The organism is Paenibacillus sp. GCM10027629 (assembly GCF_042676425.1).
In the GTDB taxonomy this organism is placed as follows: Bacteria; Bacillota; Bacilli; order Paenibacillales; family Paenibacillaceae; genus Paenibacillus_K; species Paenibacillus_K terrigena.
The window spans coordinates 1,630,705-1,650,585 of sequence record NZ_JBHTGZ010000009.1; the positions used below are offsets into that span (position 1 = coordinate 1,630,705).

Here is a 19,881-nt window from a genome sequence, read left to right on the forward strand (position 1 = left end):
GAGTGGCAAAATGATTTTTACTAATATTTGAGGATCCGTGGCCCCATCAATGTAAGCAGATTCACTTAGGCTTTCCGGTATATTCCTAAAGAAGGATCTCATGAGAATAATGTTCCATGCGGACAACGCTCCCGGAAGAACCATAACCCAAATGGTGTCTAATATACCCAGGGACTTATAAGCCAGATAAGTTGGAATCATACCGCCACCAAAAAACATGGTTATAAGGTACACTTTGGAGAGAAATGAACGCATTTGAAACTTATCTTTGGAAAGTGGATATGCTGTTATAGCTGTGAAAAATAAGGTGAAAAACGTTCCAAGCGCAGTATACACAATCGTATTTTTATATGCCGTAAAAAAAATAGGATGGTTTATCATGGTCTTGAATGCACCTAGGTCAAAACCTTTTGGAAAAAAGGCAACTTTCCCCGCAATGACTTCTGCAGGATCGCTAATCGACACAGACACAACGTAAACAAAGGGATAGAGCATCGCTAGTACAACAATAGCCAAAATGACGTACACAACGGAAAGAAAGACCCGATCTCCCATTGGTTCTTTGATTTTGTAAGGACTCTTTTTCATGACATCACCATAAACTTTCCTTTAGAAGTTTTCTGGAGAAATAGTTTGCTCCAAATACAAAAACAATGGAAACTAAACTGTTAAACAACCCAATCGCACTTGAAAATCCATAATCTTGGTCGATAATACCTTTACGGTAAACATAAGTAGAGATAACATCGGCAACATCATATGTGGCAGGGCTATACATTAACAGAATTTTATCGAATCCAACGCTGATAATACCGCCAATGGCTAATATTAACAAAGTAATGATGGTTGGGCGGAGGCTGGGCAGGGTAATGTGAATAACCTGTTTAAACTTAGAACAGCCATCCATCTTAGCCGCTTCATACATTTCTGCGTCAATCCCTGTAATGGCCGCCAAGTAGAGTATGCTGGAATAACCAATTTCCTGCCAAATACCTGAGCCAACATACAAGCTTCTAAAGTAACTGGATTCGTTAAAAAATTGGATCGGCTCAGCACCGAAATTTGCTAACAATTCATTGACAATACCATTACCACTAAAAATGGATTTCATAATGCCCACAATGACAACAACCGAAATAAAATAAGGTAAATACGTAGCGGTTTGAATAAATCTCTTAATTTTTGGATGTATCACTTCGTTAATCAACAAAGCCAGAATAATAGGTGCGGGAAAAGACCAAAGCAAGTTAAAAAGACCTAGAACAAACGTGTTTTTTATAATTCTAAAAAAGTTTGGATCATTAAAAAACCGAACAAAGTTGTCAAATCCAATCCATTCAGAGCCTTTAATTCCTAAAAACAAACTGTAATTTTGAAAAGCAGTTACGATACCGACCATGGGATAATAAGCAAACAAGGCAATCATGATTAACCCTGGAAGCGACATCAGGAGTAGAAAGCGGTTACATTTCCAATCATGTTTAAACTTTGAAATAAATGACATTTTAGTTATTTCTTCAGTAGTCGTCGACAAGCGCTCACCTCATTGTTTTACACTTATTATCGCTATATGCCCATCTCTGTCAGTTACGTTATGTTCGATCCTCTCCTTTTCATCCTTACTTGAAAAACACATCTTGGTTTCATTTGGCGTATCAGTCAGACCTCATTCATTTTTTTGCCACAATTACCCCTTGACACAGCAATCATAATTGGACAAAATACCATTTGTCAACGGGTTTTTGGATCCAAATTTGTAATGATCAAGATAAACGAGTCAAAATAACGGACCAGATCGTATTCAGCAAATGCATGTTTTTGACTACCAGACAAGTCGGGGTAAATCCAACGTTGAACAGCATGGTCAAAACGACGACTAGAATGGTTATTGCGGTATAGTGTCCTGCTAGCTTAATAGCTTTTAAATTACTCAATATCTTTTCATTAAACTGCCTGTTACTTCAATGAGTATTTCTAAAAACACAGCAAGACTGCCGTTCAATGTCGGCAGTCTGTGCAATTATATATTCTGCTATACCTTTGTAACGGGAATCCATAATTCGACTTCCACTTCTTCAGTAAACACCTGTTTTTCAATGCCAATTTGGATCTCAGGACCAACCTGTATCATAGGTCCTTCAACTTGCTCATAACCTGAGGAAGGAAACCATTCCCCATAGATGCGATGCCATTTTTCTTTTTCCCAAGGAACTTTCATTTCAAATACTACCCATGTCTTTGCTGGCACAATTAATTGTGAGAATGATTCGGGGCAAGGTGTCGTTGTAGCCACGGCCAAGTAATAATCATAATCTCGCTTCTCACGTACACCTCCCGCAAAACTCACATGAAGAATTCCATAGGGTTCTTGATTGTTAAGGGATTTTAGTGTGGTATACGTTTCAAGATCTATTGTTTTCCAAACCTGTTCTACTCCTGGATGTTCTCCAACATCTACTGCTGTAACACGATTAGTGATCCCTACCAACTGAAACGAATCCTTATTCTCAATCCTATACTTCATTGGCTCACTACCTCCTATAGATAATCGAAAGGTCATTGGAGGATATGCTTTTAATGAACGGTTGTTAGTCCGCGCTTCGGTTGGGGTTGTTCCATGCAAGCTTTGAAAAGCACGTGTAAATGCATCGGGTGAACAGTATCCGTATTTTACTGCGATGTCGATCACCCTGAGCCTACTATTTTGCAAATCAAAAGCTGCAAGTGTAAGGCGTCTACGACGAATATATTCTTGGAGAGGAATACCCGCCAAATATGAAAACATCCTCTTGAAATGATATACAGAACAATAAGCGCGTTTAGCCACCTCATGTTCATCTATTCCATTCTCAAGGTTTTGTTCAATGTATTCTAATGCCCCGTTCAAATTTTCCAGCATATTCATTCAATGGCCTCCTTTCTGCTATAGATTAGCAGGGTCCCATATTTGACATCCGACTTTTCCAGTTCAATTTTTGCAGGGTAATAATTAAGCAAAGTGCATCTTCAGCTATTCTTACTCTCCAAGATTTTTTAAACAGTTAATAATTCGATACAATCTAAAAAGTACCTTCTATCTAATTTACTAAACTCCTGTTAGATGCTTAAAGGCTGCCATATGGCAGCCTTTAAGCATTGAACTATCGTGCTTCATTAGCGGAGCGAGCTTTGTGCTTATCCTATTTGCTTTTCCTCAATTCGATACCATAACTCACAATACTCAAAACCGTCTTCGTTTGTACAATACATTTCGAAATTGCCGCCATCTAAAACATTAAACTTTGATGTTTGTAGCCATTCAGAAAATATCCGATTTTTTAATGAGCGCAAATCATAGTTGCCGCTGCCATTTCCATCATCTAATGTTGAAAATACCGCCCAAGTCGATGCTGGAACATCAACAACGGTATATCCATCGACCTTACTATTCTCCGATTTATAACACCCGATAAGATAAGGGAAAGTGGTCTTACTTGTGAATTTGTAAGAATCGTATGCAAAAACTGCTCCAATTTCATTGCTGAAATTGCCTTCACGCCACCAATCCCCAGTTACCGACTGGCGTAATCTGTCAAACTCGCCATTCTTACATATGTTTTGCCAAACTTCTGGGATAGATACTCCTTGTTGGTTCGCAATATCGTCGAAATTGTATATATCCTCTACTCCAAAAACTTGAAAAGCATCCCGTTTCTCAATTCGATAATTCATCCCTACAACTCCTTTTAATATAATTTGAAAGGAGATGCGAGGATAGGCTTTTAGCTGACTCCCGGCATTGCGCGCTGATGTAGGAGTCATGCCATGCATATTCTGAAATGCTCGCGAAAATGATTCTGGCGTTTCATATCCATATTTCAAGGCTATATCAATCACTTTATTCGTTTTGTTTTGTAAATCAAAGGCCGCAAGCGTAAGCCTTCTACGCCTGATATATTCTGATAAAGGTATCTCAAGTACAAATGAAAACATACGTTGAAATTGATAAACGGAACATAAAGCAATTCTAGCAATCTGTTCATAATCAATATTATTTTCTAAGTTATCCTCAATATAGTCAATAGCATGGTTCATACGTTGAAGCCAATCCACGGCGATCCCTCCTTTCAATAGGAGCATATCATGGGGTAAATCAAGTCTCCTGACTTTTCATGCAGCAAAATATCAGATGATTCTCCTTTGGCTTATTGAACATTGTATGTGGAACTTATGAAAGCTTTTTCTTTAACATTACTTCATCATCCTTAACATAACCGCTCAGTTCATATGCTTTAATGGCTGACTTGTTATCTCTTCCAGTCAAAATCTTAACTGATTTGACACCCTGAGAATGAAGTTGATTTTCCAGAAAGGAAATTAGAGAAGTAGCAACTCCATTCCTTCGAGCAGATTCCTTAACATACAGTTCAGTAATTTCACCATAAGCTTCAGTGTAACAAAATGATTTCAAACTTTGAGCACAGCCAAAGCCAATCACTTCGTCACCCATTCCTAAAGATTAGTCATTTTACATTTGTAGATATTTATGACTTCGCTACCCTTGGAAGAATATCCTTTCAGCCACCATGCATCGGAAATGAGTTAATCGCATCAGTACGATGACCATGCGGATCTATATGAATTAACCTTAGATGTCCGTTTGGTTCAATTCGGAACTCTATCTGTTCTTTTACGTGTAACGTAGTACATCTTAGGATGTTATCTTGTTTTGAGATCGGAACGATTTCGTACTTAAACCATGCTCCTTTATTTTTTTGCATAAACAAGTAAATAGTATCATCTTCATAGGTTACTACAACGGTTTTTGAAGGGTCGATGCCGTGCTGGTCAAATATTTCATAAAACAATCCGACGGCGAATTTAGGCTTATCGATACTTGATAGTTTATCCAAGGCTTCCCTTAACCCAGTCGCCCTTGCAAAGTCTTTACTAGTTGTCTCCTCTTCACCAATGTTATAAATTCCAGCAAATTTTCTTAATTCATCGGAGGCTACGGTTATACGAGAGAAGGGGTTTGATGGAAGAACTTCTTCACCCATCACTATTTTCGCTAAACACTCGCAGATGACATCTACAGGTGTAAGGTTCACATTGCTCAATACTATAATAGTGATATTCTCGTCTATATAGAAATTAAACTCAGAATAAAAACCATTCATGGTCCCACTGTGCCATACCCGTTTTCTTGGCTTGTTGTTGATGAATTGTTCTGTGACTACCCAACCGTAGCTGCCAAATGGCGAGGTATTACTCCCGAATAATTGCTCCCATTGCTGCTGACTGAGAATTCCGTTCCTAGATAAAGCCTGGTCCCAGAGATAAAGATCCTCGACTGTGGAATACATCCCTCCGGCCCCTGCATGCAATGACATATCTACATACTCGGTTGGGATAATTCCCTTGCATATTGAGTAACCCGAAGCGCAATGTTTCAGGAGTGTTCTGCCATCTTCAACCCCCGTATTTCTCATATTCAAAGGGCTTAATATATTAACTGTTATATATTTTTGATACGACATCCCTGAGACTTTTTCGATGATGTAACTTAACAAAATGAAGGGAGAGCTTGTGTAATTGTAGCCTTCCCCTGGCGCAAATTGCAGCGGTTTATCTTTAAACGATTCAATTGTTTGCTCTATAGTCGAATAAAGTCTCATTGTCTTTTCCCAATAGTAAGGGAAAGTTGGATAATCTTGAATTCCCGATGCGTTGGTAAGTAAATGATCTATGGTTATGACATTTCCATTTGGATAGTTCGGTATGTACAAATCGATTGGATCATTGACGTTAAGAAATCCTTGATCCTGTAACTGGATTATAGCTATTGCTGTAAAACTCTTGGTTATTGCACCGAGACGAAACTTCGTTGTTGAAGTATTTCGTATATCATGCTCGAAATTGGCCATACCGAAACCTTTACTCAATAATATCTGGTTTTCCTGGGCAACCAGTACCGCTCCATTGAAATATCCTTGATCCTCTAATGTATTCATGTAAGTATTTAACTTTTCACTTACTTCAGTATGGATAGATGTTTTCATTTTTCTCCTCAATTCGGATTGATTGATAGCGCTTCCTAGCAAGTAAAACCTTGGTGACTTCGAATGTAATCATAATCAAGGTTGTTAAAGAAATATATAGATAATACATTTCTAAAAGTACTTTACCTAAGTTTGAAGTGCATATTATATAGTTCTGTAAGTATGTGTTTTACTGCCCGTTCACTTAATAAAATGAGCAGGCTGCCACAGCCTGCTCAACATTATGTGTTATTCAACTATCGTGTTTTGAATGCGAACCACCTTAACCGACAAAGACTCTCTGAATCTGACAGTCGGGATTAAACGGGTTAGCCTTGGAATGGAGCTGTGGGTTGTACTGCCCCTAGTACAGCTTTGTGGTCCGAAGGGATATAAGTCACGGCTTTCAACTCCGTGATGACTTGGGTGTACATTTTGTCAGGATCAGGCTGCACGACTCTATATTGAATCGTGGCTATGCCTTTCGAGAATTGGATGCCCGTAATCTCGAGTCCATATCCAGAATGAGGAGCCAGAGTGGATAACGTAACTCGGGTGACAGAATCTGTTTCTTTGTCCGAAGTGATTTTTACTTGGCCGAAAGAAGGATCAGATGTTTCCGGTTTTGTGTTTTGAATGAATTTTAACGTTTTACTTATCATATCGGTAGCTTCAGCGCGAGTGATATAGCTCTTAGGATAGAAGCGTTGCTTGCTGTCTAGGGATACGATCTTGGCAGTGAGCAACTTCTGAATACTATCCATGTACCCGTTTGTCACTTGGTCGGCATCCGAAACGCTTTGGAAAATTTCGATCCATGCATAATCTCCCTTATGGCTTAATGCCCCAAACAGCCATTTGGCGAATTGCTCCCGGGTGACTTTAGCGGAAGGATTAATGTCTTTCGGAATTGCTAGCCCGGTTATTTGAGCGATGATGAAGTATTCCGCGTATGAGGAGTCGTTTTTAACCTTCGTAAAATAGTCGCTCGCCTCCGGTTGCTTGATAAATTTAATATTGTCGATGTTTAAATCCAAGCCTTTTACGATCATGGTCACTGCTGTTGCCGCGTTCAAGCTGTCCTTTCCGTCCTTTTTACTCTGATTGTTCCCTTTATGAGCAAAAGCAGAACCGCTAATGCCCATGCTGAAGATGGCGATTAACATAAGTAGCATCAGTGGTTTTTTCATTACATTTCTCATCTTGTTACCCTCCGTATATCTTTTATTTCTCCCCTAGACGTTAACGTTCTGGAAAATGTTACAAATATAGAAAAATAAAAAGTTAGTGATTTGAGAGAAAGACTTTGGAAAGAGTAGCAAATTGAGGTTCATAAAAATAAAGAATCCCTGCAGACCCATTCGAGCTTACCGGAGGAGGATAAACATTACTTCATTTCTTAGGATAATGATCAAAGATGCCAGGCAGTTGTCCGATGACAGCCGTTAATTAACGCGAACAGGGAGCAGCTGCAGCGGTATCCAGCTCCTTGTTTCGTTTAACTATAGTGTCCCGTTAGCTTAATGACTACGTTTCTGATTCCCAATAGCCATATCGACAAATCGCTTGTATTACATCATCCCAAGTTGTTCTTCCACAATTCCTTAAAAGCGTACTTAAGCGGGCTTCTATTTTAGAATGACTGTAGTCGGTCGTTATTAAGTATCCACGTCCAATTTCTATTTCGTTTGAACCTTCAAGAACTCTTAATAGTCGCTTAGGGCTAACGATATGAAATCTAAAAACTTCCGTTCCTTCACAGTTTACTTCTCCAACAAATGCATCTAAACATATATAGAAATCATCGGAATCAATCCATTCCTCCGACATAACATGCGTAAACTTTAACTCAGGGATTATCACTATCTCACCTTCCTTTATTTTCATCTTATCATTCTTTGTTGAACTAATCTGCCCGTTAGCGCAACGCGGCTGCCGATCCATGCCGGCAGCCGCGTCTAAGGTATTTATTAAGCTATAGTGTCCCGTTAGCTTAATAGACATTACGCGCCGGGTCCGACGGACATAGCCTTGTAGGGTTGTATGCCTGATTACACTTCTCCGATATTCCTCGGGCGGACCGAAGGCTGAATGAGCCGAATGCATGATTACGGTGTTATGTGAAGTGACCGACTTCTCGAATATTCAATCCCAATTATTAAAAACAATTTCACTTAAATTTTTTGGTTTCCAATATTCAATTTGCTTCAATTCAGCTTTGTCTAAATCTAAGTAATCTGAATTTGCAAGGTCACTTTCAAGTTCTTCTTTCCCAAGAAGTAAGTAATTGCATTCTGATAGTAGTTTAAATTGATTCATGATTTCTTCTGAACTTCTAAAAATGAATTTATTGTAATTGAGCTCACATGAAATTGCTACGATAGGAAAAAAAGCATTTAATAAGACATGATATTCTTGATCAGTTGATTTAATTGAAAAGTAGTAATAATTCTTCCCTTGAAGGTTCGTGTCTTCACACTCCAATGTCCCTCGTAAAATAGAATAAAGCAAACTAATAAATGACTTACCATCTTGAAGGATTAATGAATTAGGTGTGCAAGAAAATCCTGTTATCCCTCTTGGTAATGGGTGCAATTGCAACATGTTTCTCCCTCATTTATTTCAGATTTCGGTAATTTCACAAAACGTCTTATTCATGAACTTTGTAAATAATTCCATATGGAGGGTATTCGCGAAACTTTTGAACTATCCTGCCCGTTAGCGTAACAAAAGCTGCCGGTCTTTTGCCGGCAGCTTCTTCTGTTGATTTTTGAGCTATCGTACCCGTTAGTTCAGGAATTGATTTGTTTAATTTCAATATACGAGTCAAACTCACTATCCTCAGCTTCACCTTTAAAACGATGATCATATACTTCCACCGTTACAATGTTGCTTTCCTCGAAATTATTTACTTTAATCCAGCTCATAAGCTTATCGAAGGTTTCACCAATCTTACTGAGTGGCCCTTTATGAGTATGCAGGACATACTTGCCTTTAGGAATTTCGAATGAAAACATTCCATCTGGAACGTCCTCTAACATATCAACCTCTATACATGCTAGATAGCCTAAATCACCAAATATCATTGTTCCTATTGTTTCCAATTCATTTTTTCTGCCACGTATCTCATGAATTCTTGAGAGAAAAGATGGCCAAACTTCAGGAATGTTCACATGTTCTTTACCAATATTACCTAGTTCAACTACTTTACGAGCTTCAAACTCCAGGATTTTTGGTAGCAAGTTTTCGGTTTCCATATCTACACTTCCTCCCTTAATTACTCTTAGTGATTGGGGGAAAACCACGGGTTTATAGTTTTCCAAGTTTTTAGGGAAAGCATCACCCAAAAATACCATCTCCTTTATTTCAGATTATAACTTCATTTTTTGATGTCAGTATGTATTTTTTTATCAATTATTATTTGTTTTATTGAGTTAATCTGCCCGTTAGTTTAACAAAAATGGCATCTTTTCAACTTGCCTGCTGCCGATGAGATCCTATCGGGAATGATATCAAGTTCTTGTCATTATGTTTTGACAAGAACTTGATATCATAAAAATAAAAAGCCGCATAATCAGCGGCTTCTAATGTTACTATGATTTTGTCACCCGACAGTCTGACACAAAGTTCCCCTCATAATCGAAACAATAATGCCCCCTTTTACGTTGTATTACACACCTATGATACTTATAAAGAAAAATACCACCCCTTACTAAGTTCTTGATAGTGGGTGGTATTTTATATTTTAATATTGGATTAGAATTGAAACGTTTTGCCAACCTGCTCCAACAGTCCAGAACAAACAATAGTCGCCTCGTTTTATCTTACCTGCTTTTATTTCATCATATAAAGCCAAGAACGGGCTATTCGTAGCAGTATACCCATACTTGTCACCGATGTACGGTATTTTAGACATTGGAAGCTCTAGCCGTTCAGATACTAACTTCACATTACCCAAAGAGAACTGGGAGAACAAGAAAGCACTTACCTCCTCCTTGCTTACCTCATTGCGCCTAAGCAAAGTTTGAATCGAATCCAATGCAGAATTAACACATACAGAGTCATCAAACGGTGTGAATTGAACTTGTGCGTCCTTTGCTGAAAACTCTTCGCGGTACAGATTCGAAAGGCCATTACCCGGGAACAACGAGTTGTTAATCACGGATGTATCCGTCTGATAAACAGAATCAATAAATCCTTTCGAACCTGTAGTACGGTCTAATATAACCGCTACTGCTGCGTCAGCGAAGTTGGAATGATACACCGCATTATCCGGTGTATGCACTGAAAAATGATCTGCTCCAACGACTAAAGCCCGTTCAATTCGAGGGTTACTGATCATATATCGGGCCGCTTGTTCCACAGCTACAAGCATACCTGCGCAATTTGCATTGATATCAAAACAAGTCGTGTTTAAATCCCCACCAAGAGCATTATGCAGCTTTAATGCGTTACTAGGTAACAAATACTCCGGAGTTTGAGATGTGAAAATAATTAAATCCAGGTCCGGACCAGAAAGTCCGGAACTCAGTAGCACTTTTTTAGCTGCCTCTTCTGCCATGGTCAGTGAGTTTTCAGTAGGATTATCGATAATGAACCGCTTGTTACGCCCTAGCGCTTGGAGTAAACCGGTAACGTCTGATCCTTGTTTTTGGAATTTCTCAATGTAATAATCGTTGGCCACTTCTTTTTCCGGATGGTAAATCGCAATATCACGAATTTGTACCGCTGTCATTTAAACCACTCCTCTGAGAAATTAATGTAATAGATTAGACTTCAATAATTTCGAGGTTTGTCAGTTCAACCTTACGGCTAACTCGCTTAAGCTGCATGCTCAGAATAGGGTTACTAGAAATCGTAAGTTTAATTTCTTTGAATCCGTCTTTCTTATATAGCTGGAAGCATCCCTCCAGTATCGGCAGTGTATCCGGATGAGAGACATTCAGTTTTGTGCAGTCAATGTGGATTTCGTATTCACTCGGAGTAATAGTTGAAATTTCCTTCTGATAGGCCTCGATTGATTTCATTCCGTCTTCAGGCGAGAAAGTACCCTCTACCTCGGCGTTAAAAATTTTGTTCGGTTTATTAATCTGAATATTAAAGCTTCCCATGATATTATTCCTCCAATAGTTTCATATTTGTATTGTTATTGTTAGAGTGATGATTATTTCACAAGTGCCTTAAGACGATCCAAAATAGGAGCTGGTTCACTTCCATCCGTATTAACTTCAATAACACCAGGCCCAGTTAGATTTTGTAAAAACGATGGAATACTTTCGACTTCTTCAAGTTGATTAATTGAAATTGAACGAATGCCGGCTACTTCCAACATAGAAGCAATAGAAATTCTCTCTTGCTTGTAATCAGGGATTGAACGTTTGTACAAATACTGTTGCCCTCGTTCTACATATGAGAGCATGGCATTATTGATAATGATAAATATTACAGGAATTCCATATTCCTTAGCAGTGAATATCTCCATACCATTCATGAAAAAGCAGCCATCCCCAGCGAAGACCGCAACAGGGCGAGTAGGGTCCGCAGCGTATAATCCGGAGGCCCCAGCAATAGCAGAACCCATTGCACCATAATCTAGATTAATCTCGAAATCGCCACCTGTAGGAATTTCGAGAAATTTCAAGACAAAGTTCGTGAACTCACCAATATCACAGACATACCTCATATCTGATGGCATTATTGATTTTAGCTTTTCTAAGAATAACCGGAGTGACAACCCAGTATGATTCTTCTCATATGGTTCGTTCAAAGGCAGTCTTCTCGTGAATTTTGATGATGAAGTTTTAGTGTTATTAATCAGAAACGGTAACGCATTCATCAGATCGTCATGGATGGAGAGGTCAGTTTTATAAACCTTTCCGAGTTCTTTGACATCCCGATCAATATGAATTACCTTTCTGTTTTTCACCAGCACTTCATTAAAGTTAAGCGTTGAAGCTTCACCAAGACTCGTCCCTAATATAAGAACACAAGAAGCGTCATCCGAATTTACATATTCCAAGGCAGTATCGGTACTGGAAAATCCGTAATTCCCTAGATTTAAAGGGTAATCTGTAGGAATAACCCCTTTTCCTGCTGGTGTTGTAATGATAGGCCACTGGAGTTTTTGGCTGAGTTGCATAATCTCTGCTGAGAATCCACGACCGCCACGACCGACCATAATCAACCCTTTGGTAGTACTGTTTATCAATACAGCAGCTTGATACAAATTTTCAGCATTCGATTCTAACCCTTGAAGCTCCCCTTGGACAGGTGGATTCGGTATAATACCAGTGAACTCAGCTCGTTGAACATCAATTGGAATTGAGAGGTAAACCGGGCCATATGGTGGAGTCAAAGCTATGCGTACCGCTTTATCCAGTTCAGCAATAACGTCGCTCTCATTCAATACCGTTTTGCTGTATTTGGTTACAGGTTTAACCATTTGCTCCCCATCAAGCTCTTGAATAGCTCCTTTACCCATCTGCCATCGATTGATATAGCCAGCAATTATGAGCATAGGCGCTTTAGCACGACTCGCATCGGCAATCCCGTTCATCATATTGCTAACGCCCACGGCACCTGCTCCAGCGCAAACGGAAAGCTTACCCGAAGTACTAGAGTAGCGTGCAGCCATAAATGCTGCTCCAGCTTCATTTTTCGTAATGATTGGTGTGATACCCGCTTCAATTAAAGAATCATAAATCGGTCCAATGATCCCTGCCGGAATCCCAAACAGATATTCAACTTCAGCAGCTTTTAGATAATTCAAAATTGCTTCTGCTATCTTCACAAAGCCCACGCTCCCATCCATTACCTCTATATCTTGTTAGAAGATGTTTATGTACTGCTCAACAATTTGTTCTGACTTTTCGATCTCCTCATCATCAAAGAAGTGGAGTTCCCCGATAGAGGCAACTACTACGATCCCTTTTAAATCGTCTTGAACTAACACTGGAATAATCATGATGCTGTCAATACCGAAGAGAAAAAATTCATCTGCCGAACGAGGATCATTTTTTACATCCTGTACAACCAGTGTCCTCGGTTCTCTGCAGATATCACTAAGCAGCTGATCATGTTGGATGTATACCGGGTTATTTGCATGCGCATTTTTCCATTTTTCAATTCCTAGGATGTCTGTATTCGTCTTTAAGACTGGATTAATGCGGCCTTCTCCAAAGCGATGATAGGCAATGTCCCGAACACCAGTTAGTTTATTGAGACCTTCAAATAGAAGATCTAATTCCTTGTAATTCTCCAACACTAACAACTCCTCAAGAATTTTACTCCTTACTATATCGGAATTTTCTTTGGAAAACTTTCTAATATATATAGAATATATTTGTAAAATTTTTTAAAAAACTATGAAAACGCTTCACTTTAGAAAACTATTTGTTTTAATTTGTATATTAAGGTGCTGGATATTGTTGATTTGCTTACGGCCATTTGATTAACCCGAATTTGGGATTCACTGAATCGGGATACCATACGCCAATTGATATTCAAGCGGGTATTAGACTGAATCATAGAATGTCACCTGCACGCCGATCGCTGCGCGAACAACGTCCGGTAGAACCAGGGACGTGAGCTGCTACTGCTCGAGCGAGCTTCCGTTACTGTCTAGCGCCAGTCTACATCTTTATATACCCCCACATATGGTCAGTGACAACATACTCTCTTAAATCGGAGCGCACGATTCCAGCCCCTTGTCCTGATAGCTGGTCGTCAGGTCTCCCCCGAAGATCTGCTCGCCGTTTCCCAGTGATCGGACCAGAGATGGCTCCGAGCCGACCAAAACCTAGCGCCCAACCTACTCAATTCCTAGAATGAGGTCCCCGCCATGACTATTAGCAAATGATGTGATGCCGTCACAGAATGCATCTGGATGAGGGAAAGTGGCTTTAAACTCGTGATACTGGTCTTCTTGCATGCTGGTTGCTTCAATCACCTGCAGATCGAATACTATAATAATTATTAGAAAGTAGCCCTGTATTATACCGTTATAGTTAACCGTTACTTCTGATGCTGCTTCACCTTATCACTGTTCAACTATGCTGCACGTTATCGAAACGCGGCTACCGATCTATGCCGGCAGCCGCGTTTTAGTATTTTATTAAGCTAAAGTGTCCCGTTAGCGGAGAAATGAAGCTTAAATATCACGAATTTAAGCACCAAACAGCCAGAAAGTTTCATACGCCTATCTTGCTCGAAAATAAAAGTCAGCGCAGCTCAGCGAGTACCTGACACAGTCGTTCAAAGGCGGGTTTCGGCGAATAATCGTCTCGTAAGATTCCAAACTGATAGAACATGTTGTCCTTACTGCTGTCCGCATCGCGAAGCGTGAACAACTCCCAATGCGTTACGTTAAGTTCGAACCGGTTCGCGTATGCGGTGCGTAGAACGGTCTCTAATGCGACTGATGTTCTTCTGAGCGTTCGGGACCGGTAGGCCAGCCGGTCTCACAAATATGAATCGGCAAGGCGATCTCACGGAAAGAACGCAGCAGTTGCTCGGTAGCACTGGCCAGTTCGTTCTTAACAATACGACCGCCAAATACATCCGGATACATGTCCAGTCCGACATAGTCCAAGGAATCAACGAACTCTGTTCCGCCGAGTTTGGCTAGACTCGGCCAAAAGGTCCATGAGTGCGGATCAATCTCCGGAACAACGGCGAAGCTAATCGAAGCGTTCCTATCGGATCCGCGCTTTGCCTGTCCTGCCGCAATTACCCCTTTAACCAGAGCTTCTAGGGCTCTCGGTGAACTACCGTCGGCAGCTTGTTCCACGAAATCGATCCAAGCATCGACGTCGCCGCGTGGATCTCTGTAGCATAAGACCATATCCCATGATGCTGGAATCGAAGCCATCTGACCAATATGTTGTAAAGCCGCCTCCGTCGACTTGGTTCCAGTCCAAATTATATACCAGCGGATTAAATAGCGGCACGCCATCTCCCTGCAACCGTTTCATTGCGAGACCCATCTGCTCAAAATCATCGGGCGGGCCTGCTGCAACCCCGTCGGGGCCGCCTGCCAGCGCGAGTGGAAATACTCCAAATGTAAACGATTCAGTCTCATTTACGCGATCAGTACTACTCATTCAGCATCACTCCTTCAGATAAACCAATTATTACTGTACCAATTATATCTATCATTAAACTCAAAATCGCTGCTAACAAGAAAACACTGGTGACTCATTAATCACTTGGGATTCCCCTGTTAATCTATTAACCATAGATCTCCCTTAATATTAGCACAAATTGGAAATAAACTGCCCTTTAGTTCAATAAAATAAGCAGGCTTAGCAGCCTGCTCTACAATGTATGATATTCAACTATCGTGTCCCGTTAGTTTAACGCTTGGGGCAAAGCTAATGACTGTTAAAAAGGTAACAACCCAAAACTACCGCTATGGTAAAGAATGAATACCCCAAGTGCGATTAGTACAAACGGAACGGCGACATGTCCGTATTTCTCCAAGACACTCGCAACCACAGGAGTTCTAACTAGCTTATATCCAAGATAACACCACACTGCGACTAAGGCAAAGAACACAATCAATGTAATAAGGTTATTACTAAGTGTTTGACTTGCGAATATTGGGATGTAAATCGCGATATTATCGCCACCGTTCGCAACCGTAATCGCGGCAACTTTGAGAGTTGTTCCTGCTCCCGACACGCTTTCCTCCTCGTCGTCCGAATCAGACTTTCGGAGAGCGAGCAGCCCTTTGATTCCCATGTAAACCGGAACCAATCCAAGAAGACCAATCCAGGGAACCGGAATGAAAAAGGAACTAAGAGCACCGATGATACTAAGTGCGACGAGAGCTGCGAATCCAAGATATTGCCCCAAGATAATATGCCTTGCTTGCATGCCCGATTTTGCAAGAGTTGCTGCTTCATCTCCGCCTAAAACGCCAGCTCGAATTTGTGAGAAGAGAGCCATTAAGATAAAAATATCGTCGACGTTAGTAGATACGAACGCGACAAATGATGAAACAATTGTTGTGACCATTTTCTTCTGACCGTCCTCTTTGGTTGGAATTATCATTTGGATTTTAATTAAACAATCCTGCTCGTTAGCTGAATAAGCTGCCAATTGTGCCGACAGCCTGTTCTCATTATGCATTCGCTTTCCGTCCCAATCCTGTGTATGCTATACCGTCAATCATCATAAGACAGTCTGAACCAATGAACTCTGTTGTGGATGTCATTCTTGCAGGGAAATTATCCTTTTCAAAATAATCAAAAAATACTTGTTCCATTTCGGGTAAATCCTTAATACTTTTGAGGTAGACATTAACTTTTACAAGGTTTTGAAGTGGTCCATCAAGTTGATTAAGTGTGTCTTTTAAATGTGAAAAAGTATCATGTATTTGCTCAGTAAAGGTATGTCCAAAACCTCTATGTAATCCAAGAAACACATAATCTCCTGCCGAAACAGCTGCTGAGTAGCTAAACGGTGTTGAAATCCGGTTTATCATATCATGAACCTCCTATGTAATACGATCACCCCTCCATATTAGAACGTATGTTCCGAATTGTAAATGACTTTATTAACATGTATTTCCATGTCACTCTGCCCTTTAGCTATCTTCCAATCATAGCTTGCTTGGCAACTCAATAATTGAAAAAATCCCCCTTAAGTGAACACCATACAGCCTTACTTTGTATGTGTCTACTTAAAGGGGATAATCTCAAATTCTCGACAGCCCGAGGGCACGCATGTGTATCATTATTTAATGATAAAGGATACAATCCCTAATATTATGCATAAAATCCCACTTAATAACTGTCCAATCCCTGAGGCTTGTCCAAGTATTAATAGATTAAATAAATTTTTTCTCTTCTGATTCTTTCCGACAAACGCATCATCCGTTTTCATTCTATAGATGCCCCATAATACTAAGACTACTCCAAATAGTATAAACAATAATTTTAATGCCATATTTTTGACCCCCATGATGTATGATTTCTTTATTTAATTTTTCCCACTAATTATATTTGCATACGATGATCAGTCATCTTCCTCAAATATAAAAACCTCTTCGATCGATAAGTTAAAAACTGAAGATATTCGATAGGCTAGTAAAACAGATGGATTATATTGCTGTTTCTCTAAAGATATTATTGTTCTTGAAGAAACACTTACTTTATCAGCTAGTTCTTGTTGTTTGATACCACGTTCTATACGTAACTCCTTTATTCTATTTCTCATCGCCTGCTCCTAATTAAAGCACATGATTATAATATTTTTTGGCTAATAGGTTCGCACCCGCACAACAGATTATAATCAGAATTAAAACCGTATCCGTTGGAATTACATACCAGTTGGTAAGAAACATCATCAGGAGCGTCACCAACATGACTAGTCTCATCGTAAATTGTGAAGCTTTTCCTTCGATGATATCATCCCGTTCGTCATATTCTTTGGACATTTCTCGGTCCATCTGTTTTCTATTCGCCCTATATTTAACATGAGAAGTTATACCCCACACGAATAACCCCACGCCTACGAATAACAAGTATATCCCTGATAGAAGTCCTTCTGCTGTATTAGCCTTCGGATTATACATAATGATTTCAAATATACCCATGATAATACTAACCAATGCGAATAAATAAAGCTCTGTAAATTTATTTTTCAAGCAAGTCACCCCTAACATCTTATAATGTGAAGTTTATTTCACATGAAGTTAACTTCATATTACACAGTCTAGATGGAATAGTCAAAAGTTAATTTACTCCATCTAATGGGTTCTTGTATCTCTCGTTTCCCATTCTTAATTTTTCGAATCTAACGTTTGTTGACTATAGTATCAAGTTTGTTATCTAGAAGCATCGAATCTTCCTAATATACAATGAACTTAACAAGTGAAATACAAGCGAGAAAACACCGGAAGGAGTGACAAACATGAGCTCTGCAGCTGAACAAAAAGTTAAACGAAAGCGCTTACAAATCCGATGGCATAAGCAGGATACGGAATTAACCCTCCTAGCATTGCCGACGACGATTTGGTACATCCTATTTTGTTTCTTACCGATGTTCGGGATCATTATTGCCTTCAAAAACTTCAGAATTAGCGGCGGCTTCTTCAGCAATGTGTTCAATAGTCCCTGGATCGGCTTCAAGAACTTCGAGTTCCTGTTCAAGTCGAATGACGCTTGGATCATTATTCGGAACACCATTGGATATAACATTATTTTTATCGTCCTAGGCATTGTGCTGCCCGTTCTTTTCGCGATTATGATCGGACTGCTCCACAGCCGCAAAGCCAGCAAAGTCTATCAGACGATGATGTTCCTCCCCTATTTCCTATCTTGGGTTGTCATATCCGCAGTAGGCTGGGCGTTCCTGAGCTTCGATAAAGGGATTGTCAATCAGATGCTCGTCAGTATGGGCGGCGATCCGATTAACTGGTATATGGAACCGGCATACTGGCCATTCTTTCTGATTCTCTTAAATGTCTGGAAAGGCTTAGGCTATGGCATGGTCATTTATCTGGCAACCATTACAAGCCTTGACAGCACCTATTATGAAGCCGCTGTAATGGATGGCGCTTCCATCTGGCAGCAGACGAGATATATTACGTTGCCTATGCTCAAGCTCGTCATCGTCATGCTGTTCATTTTGGCCGTTGGACGCATATTCTACACCGATTTCGGCTTGTTCTATCAGGTCACGCGAGATTCCAATTCACTATTCAACGTATCGACCACCATCGATGTCATGGTATTCAAACAACTGAAGTCCGCTACGGTAGGTATGGCATCTGCTGCTGCATTCGTACAGTCCGTCCTGGGTTGTGCAACGATTCTAATCGCTAACTGGATTGTACGCAAAATTGATCCTGAGAGCGCGATGATGTAAGGAGGTAAATCGATGGCAACTCAAATTGAATATACCACAGGCCTAGATAAATTTAACCGTACCAGTAACGTCGTTAACGTCTTCTTCCATCTGATTTTTATCCTATTGGCGCTGATCTGCATCATTCCCGTCATTGTCGTTCTCTCGATTTCGTTCTCTAGTGAGGCCTCCATACGTGAATCAGGTTATCACTTGATTCCGGTTGCATGGTCAGGAGAGGCTTACGCCTATATCGCCAACCAAGGCACCATGATTCTGCGAGCGCTCGGCGTATCTGTACTCGTAACCGTGGTTGGTACGGTGCTCGGTGTATTGCTGACGACCTCCATGGGCTACGTGCTCTCTCGCCCATCGTACAAATTGAGAGGCTTTCTGACCTGGGTCGTGTTTATCCCCATGATTTTCAATGGCGGTCTGGTATCCAGCTATTTCATCAATACGAACCTATTAGGGTTAAAAGATAGCGTCTGGGCACTTATTCTCCCGCTGGCTGTCTCATCGTTCAATGTAATCATTTGTAAGACTTTCTTCAAGAGTACGATTCCTGATGGGCTGATCGAATCCGCTGAGATGGATGGCGCAAGTCAGCTGCGAATTTTCTTCTTTATCATCCTGCCGATCTCTTTGCCCGTACTCGCGACCATCGGACTGTTCCTCTGCTTCGCCTACTGGAATGACTGGTTCCAATCGATGCTCTATATCGACAACCAGAACCTATATTCTCTGCAAGCCCTTCTTAATAGCTTGATGAGCAATGTGGATGCGCTAGCAAAGAATGCTGCAAGCATGGGCGTCAGCTATGCCGTACTTGTCGCGACGATGCCGAAGGAATCTGCTCGCATGGCTGTGGCCATTCTCATTGTTCTGCCTGTCGCCTTCGCTTATCCGTTCTTCCAGAAGTATTTTATTTCAGGATTAACGATCGGCGCTGTCAAAGGATAAGGTACGAAGTAAGCCAAGCAAGCTTGGTTTATGATAGATCACTGTA

26 protein-coding genes are annotated in these 19,881 nt (G+C 40.4%); 2 read left to right on the forward strand and 24 right to left on the reverse strand.

Translation table 11 applies throughout. The annotated features are described in order from the left end of the window. From ACFQZR_RS16980 to ACFQZR_RS17095, 24 genes are all read right to left on the reverse strand, one after another. Positions 1-588: carbohydrate ABC transporter permease (locus ACFQZR_RS16980; protein WP_379347881.1), on the reverse strand; the 588-nt coding region annotated here is incomplete at its 3' end. A 4-nt stretch (positions 589-592) separates the two neighbouring features. Beyond that, positions 593-1,534 (reverse strand): ABC transporter permease, encoded by a 942-nt coding sequence (locus tag ACFQZR_RS16985; RefSeq protein WP_379347883.1) that lies wholly within the window; start codon positions 1,532-1,534, stop codon positions 593-595. Between the two features lie 229 nt (positions 1,535-1,763). Beyond that, positions 1,764-1,934, reverse strand: coding sequence for a hypothetical protein (locus ACFQZR_RS16990; RefSeq protein WP_379347885.1), 171 nt, complete (start codon positions 1,932-1,934; stop codon positions 1,764-1,766). Between the two features lie 98 nt (positions 1,935-2,032). Next, complete coding sequence (locus ACFQZR_RS16995; protein WP_379347887.1) at positions 2,033-2,905, reverse strand: AraC family transcriptional regulator; 873 nt, start codon at positions 2,903-2,905, stop codon at positions 2,033-2,035. Positions 2,906-3,174: 269 nt separating this feature from the next. Next, a complete protein-coding gene (locus ACFQZR_RS17000) occupies positions 3,175-4,092 on the reverse strand; it encodes an AraC family transcriptional regulator (RefSeq protein ID WP_379347889.1) in 918 nt (305 codons plus the stop codon). A 115-nt stretch (positions 4,093-4,207) separates the two neighbouring features. Next, entirely contained in the window at positions 4,208-4,489 is a 282-nt protein-coding gene (locus ACFQZR_RS17005) for a GNAT family N-acetyltransferase (RefSeq protein WP_379347891.1), read from the reverse strand. A 67-nt stretch (positions 4,490-4,556) separates the two neighbouring features. After that, positions 4,557-6,041, reverse strand: a complete 1,485-nt coding sequence (locus ACFQZR_RS17010) for a serine hydrolase domain-containing protein (protein ID WP_379347893.1) — start codon at positions 6,039-6,041, stop codon at positions 4,557-4,559. Positions 6,042-6,349: 308 nt separating this feature from the next. Next, positions 6,350-7,222 carry an S-layer homology domain-containing protein gene (locus ACFQZR_RS17015; RefSeq protein ID WP_379347895.1) on the reverse strand — a complete coding sequence of 291 codons (873 nt, stop codon included), beginning with the start codon at positions 7,220-7,222 and terminating at the stop codon, positions 6,350-6,352. Between the two features lie 325 nt (positions 7,223-7,547). Further along, on the reverse strand, positions 7,548-7,964 hold the full coding sequence (locus ACFQZR_RS17020) for an Imm8 family immunity protein (RefSeq protein WP_379347896.1): 417 nt from the start codon (positions 7,962-7,964) through the stop codon (positions 7,548-7,550). A gap of 201 nt (positions 7,965-8,165) precedes the next feature. Beyond that, positions 8,166-8,624, reverse strand: coding sequence for a hypothetical protein (locus ACFQZR_RS17025; RefSeq protein ID WP_379347897.1), 459 nt, complete (start codon positions 8,622-8,624; stop codon positions 8,166-8,168). Between the two features lie 46 nt (positions 8,625-8,670). Further along, positions 8,671-8,838, reverse strand: a complete 168-nt coding sequence (locus ACFQZR_RS17030; protein ID WP_379347899.1) for a hypothetical protein — start codon at positions 8,836-8,838, stop codon at positions 8,671-8,673. Then, the gene (locus tag ACFQZR_RS17035; protein WP_379347901.1) at positions 8,813-9,367 is read right to left on the reverse strand and encodes a GyrI-like domain-containing protein; all 555 of its coding nucleotides are present in this window, start codon (positions 9,365-9,367) and stop codon (positions 8,813-8,815) included. Before ACFQZR_RS17035 ends, ACFQZR_RS17030 begins: the two co-directional genes overlap by 26 nt. 398 nt (positions 9,368-9,765) lie before the next feature. Next, positions 9,766-10,755 carry a ketoacyl-ACP synthase III gene (locus ACFQZR_RS17040; RefSeq protein ID WP_379347903.1) on the reverse strand — a complete coding sequence of 330 codons (990 nt, stop codon included), beginning with the start codon at positions 10,753-10,755 and terminating at the stop codon, positions 9,766-9,768. Between the two features lie 34 nt (positions 10,756-10,789). Then, positions 10,790-11,131, reverse strand: a complete 342-nt coding sequence (locus ACFQZR_RS17045) for a hypothetical protein (protein WP_379347905.1) — start codon at positions 11,129-11,131, stop codon at positions 10,790-10,792. 53 nt (positions 11,132-11,184) lie between these two features. Beyond that, entirely contained in the window at positions 11,185-12,810 is a 1,626-nt protein-coding gene (locus ACFQZR_RS17050) for a thiamine pyrophosphate-binding protein (protein ID WP_379347907.1), read from the reverse strand. Positions 12,811-12,846: 36 nt separating this feature from the next. Further along, positions 12,847-13,281: a GAF domain-containing protein gene (locus ACFQZR_RS17055; protein ID WP_379347909.1), complete on the reverse strand. Its 435-nt coding sequence runs from the start codon at positions 13,279-13,281 to the stop codon at positions 12,847-12,849. A 549-nt stretch (positions 13,282-13,830) separates the two neighbouring features. After that, on the reverse strand, positions 13,831-13,950 hold the full coding sequence (locus ACFQZR_RS17060; RefSeq protein WP_379347911.1) for an AlbA family DNA-binding domain-containing protein: 120 nt from the start codon (positions 13,948-13,950) through the stop codon (positions 13,831-13,833). Positions 13,951-14,427: 477 nt separating this feature from the next. Next, the gene (locus tag ACFQZR_RS17065) at positions 14,428-14,889 is read right to left on the reverse strand and encodes a hypothetical protein (RefSeq protein WP_379347913.1); all 462 of its coding nucleotides are present in this window, start codon (positions 14,887-14,889) and stop codon (positions 14,428-14,430) included. Further along, positions 14,786-15,121 (reverse strand): hypothetical protein, encoded by a 336-nt coding sequence (locus tag ACFQZR_RS17070; RefSeq protein WP_379347915.1) that lies wholly within the window; start codon positions 15,119-15,121, stop codon positions 14,786-14,788. Before ACFQZR_RS17070 ends, ACFQZR_RS17065 begins: the two co-directional genes overlap by 104 nt. Positions 15,122-15,401: 280 nt before the next feature. Continuing rightward, complete coding sequence (locus ACFQZR_RS17075) at positions 15,402-16,037, reverse strand: cadmium resistance transporter (protein WP_379348894.1); 636 nt, start codon at positions 16,035-16,037, stop codon at positions 15,402-15,404. Between the two features lie 106 nt (positions 16,038-16,143). Then, a complete protein-coding gene (locus ACFQZR_RS17080; RefSeq protein ID WP_379347918.1) occupies positions 16,144-16,506 on the reverse strand; it encodes a RidA family protein in 363 nt (120 codons plus the stop codon). A 251-nt stretch (positions 16,507-16,757) separates the two neighbouring features. Beyond that, positions 16,758-16,970: a hypothetical protein gene (locus tag ACFQZR_RS17085; RefSeq protein ID WP_379347920.1), complete on the reverse strand. Its 213-nt coding sequence runs from the start codon at positions 16,968-16,970 to the stop codon at positions 16,758-16,760. Positions 16,971-17,039: 69 nt separating this feature from the next. Beyond that, complete coding sequence (locus ACFQZR_RS17090; RefSeq protein WP_379347922.1) at positions 17,040-17,240, reverse strand: helix-turn-helix transcriptional regulator; 201 nt, start codon at positions 17,238-17,240, stop codon at positions 17,040-17,042. 13 nt (positions 17,241-17,253) lie between these two features. After that, positions 17,254-17,679 (reverse strand): hypothetical protein, encoded by a 426-nt coding sequence (locus tag ACFQZR_RS17095; protein ID WP_379347924.1) that lies wholly within the window; start codon positions 17,677-17,679, stop codon positions 17,254-17,256. Between the two features lie 257 nt (positions 17,680-17,936). On the opposite strand from ACFQZR_RS17095, the gene ACFQZR_RS17100 reads away from it, so the two are divergent. Together ACFQZR_RS17100 and ACFQZR_RS17105 are read left to right on the forward strand one after the other, a co-directional pair. Then, the gene (locus ACFQZR_RS17100) at positions 17,937-18,893 is read left to right on the forward strand and encodes an ABC transporter permease (RefSeq protein ID WP_379347926.1); all 957 of its coding nucleotides are present in this window, start codon (positions 17,937-17,939) and stop codon (positions 18,891-18,893) included. 12 nt (positions 18,894-18,905) lie between these two features. Next, positions 18,906-19,835 carry a carbohydrate ABC transporter permease gene (locus ACFQZR_RS17105; protein ID WP_379347928.1) on the forward strand — a complete coding sequence of 310 codons (930 nt, stop codon included), beginning with the start codon at positions 18,906-18,908 and terminating at the stop codon, positions 19,833-19,835. Positions 19,836-19,881 lie beyond the last annotated feature (46 nt).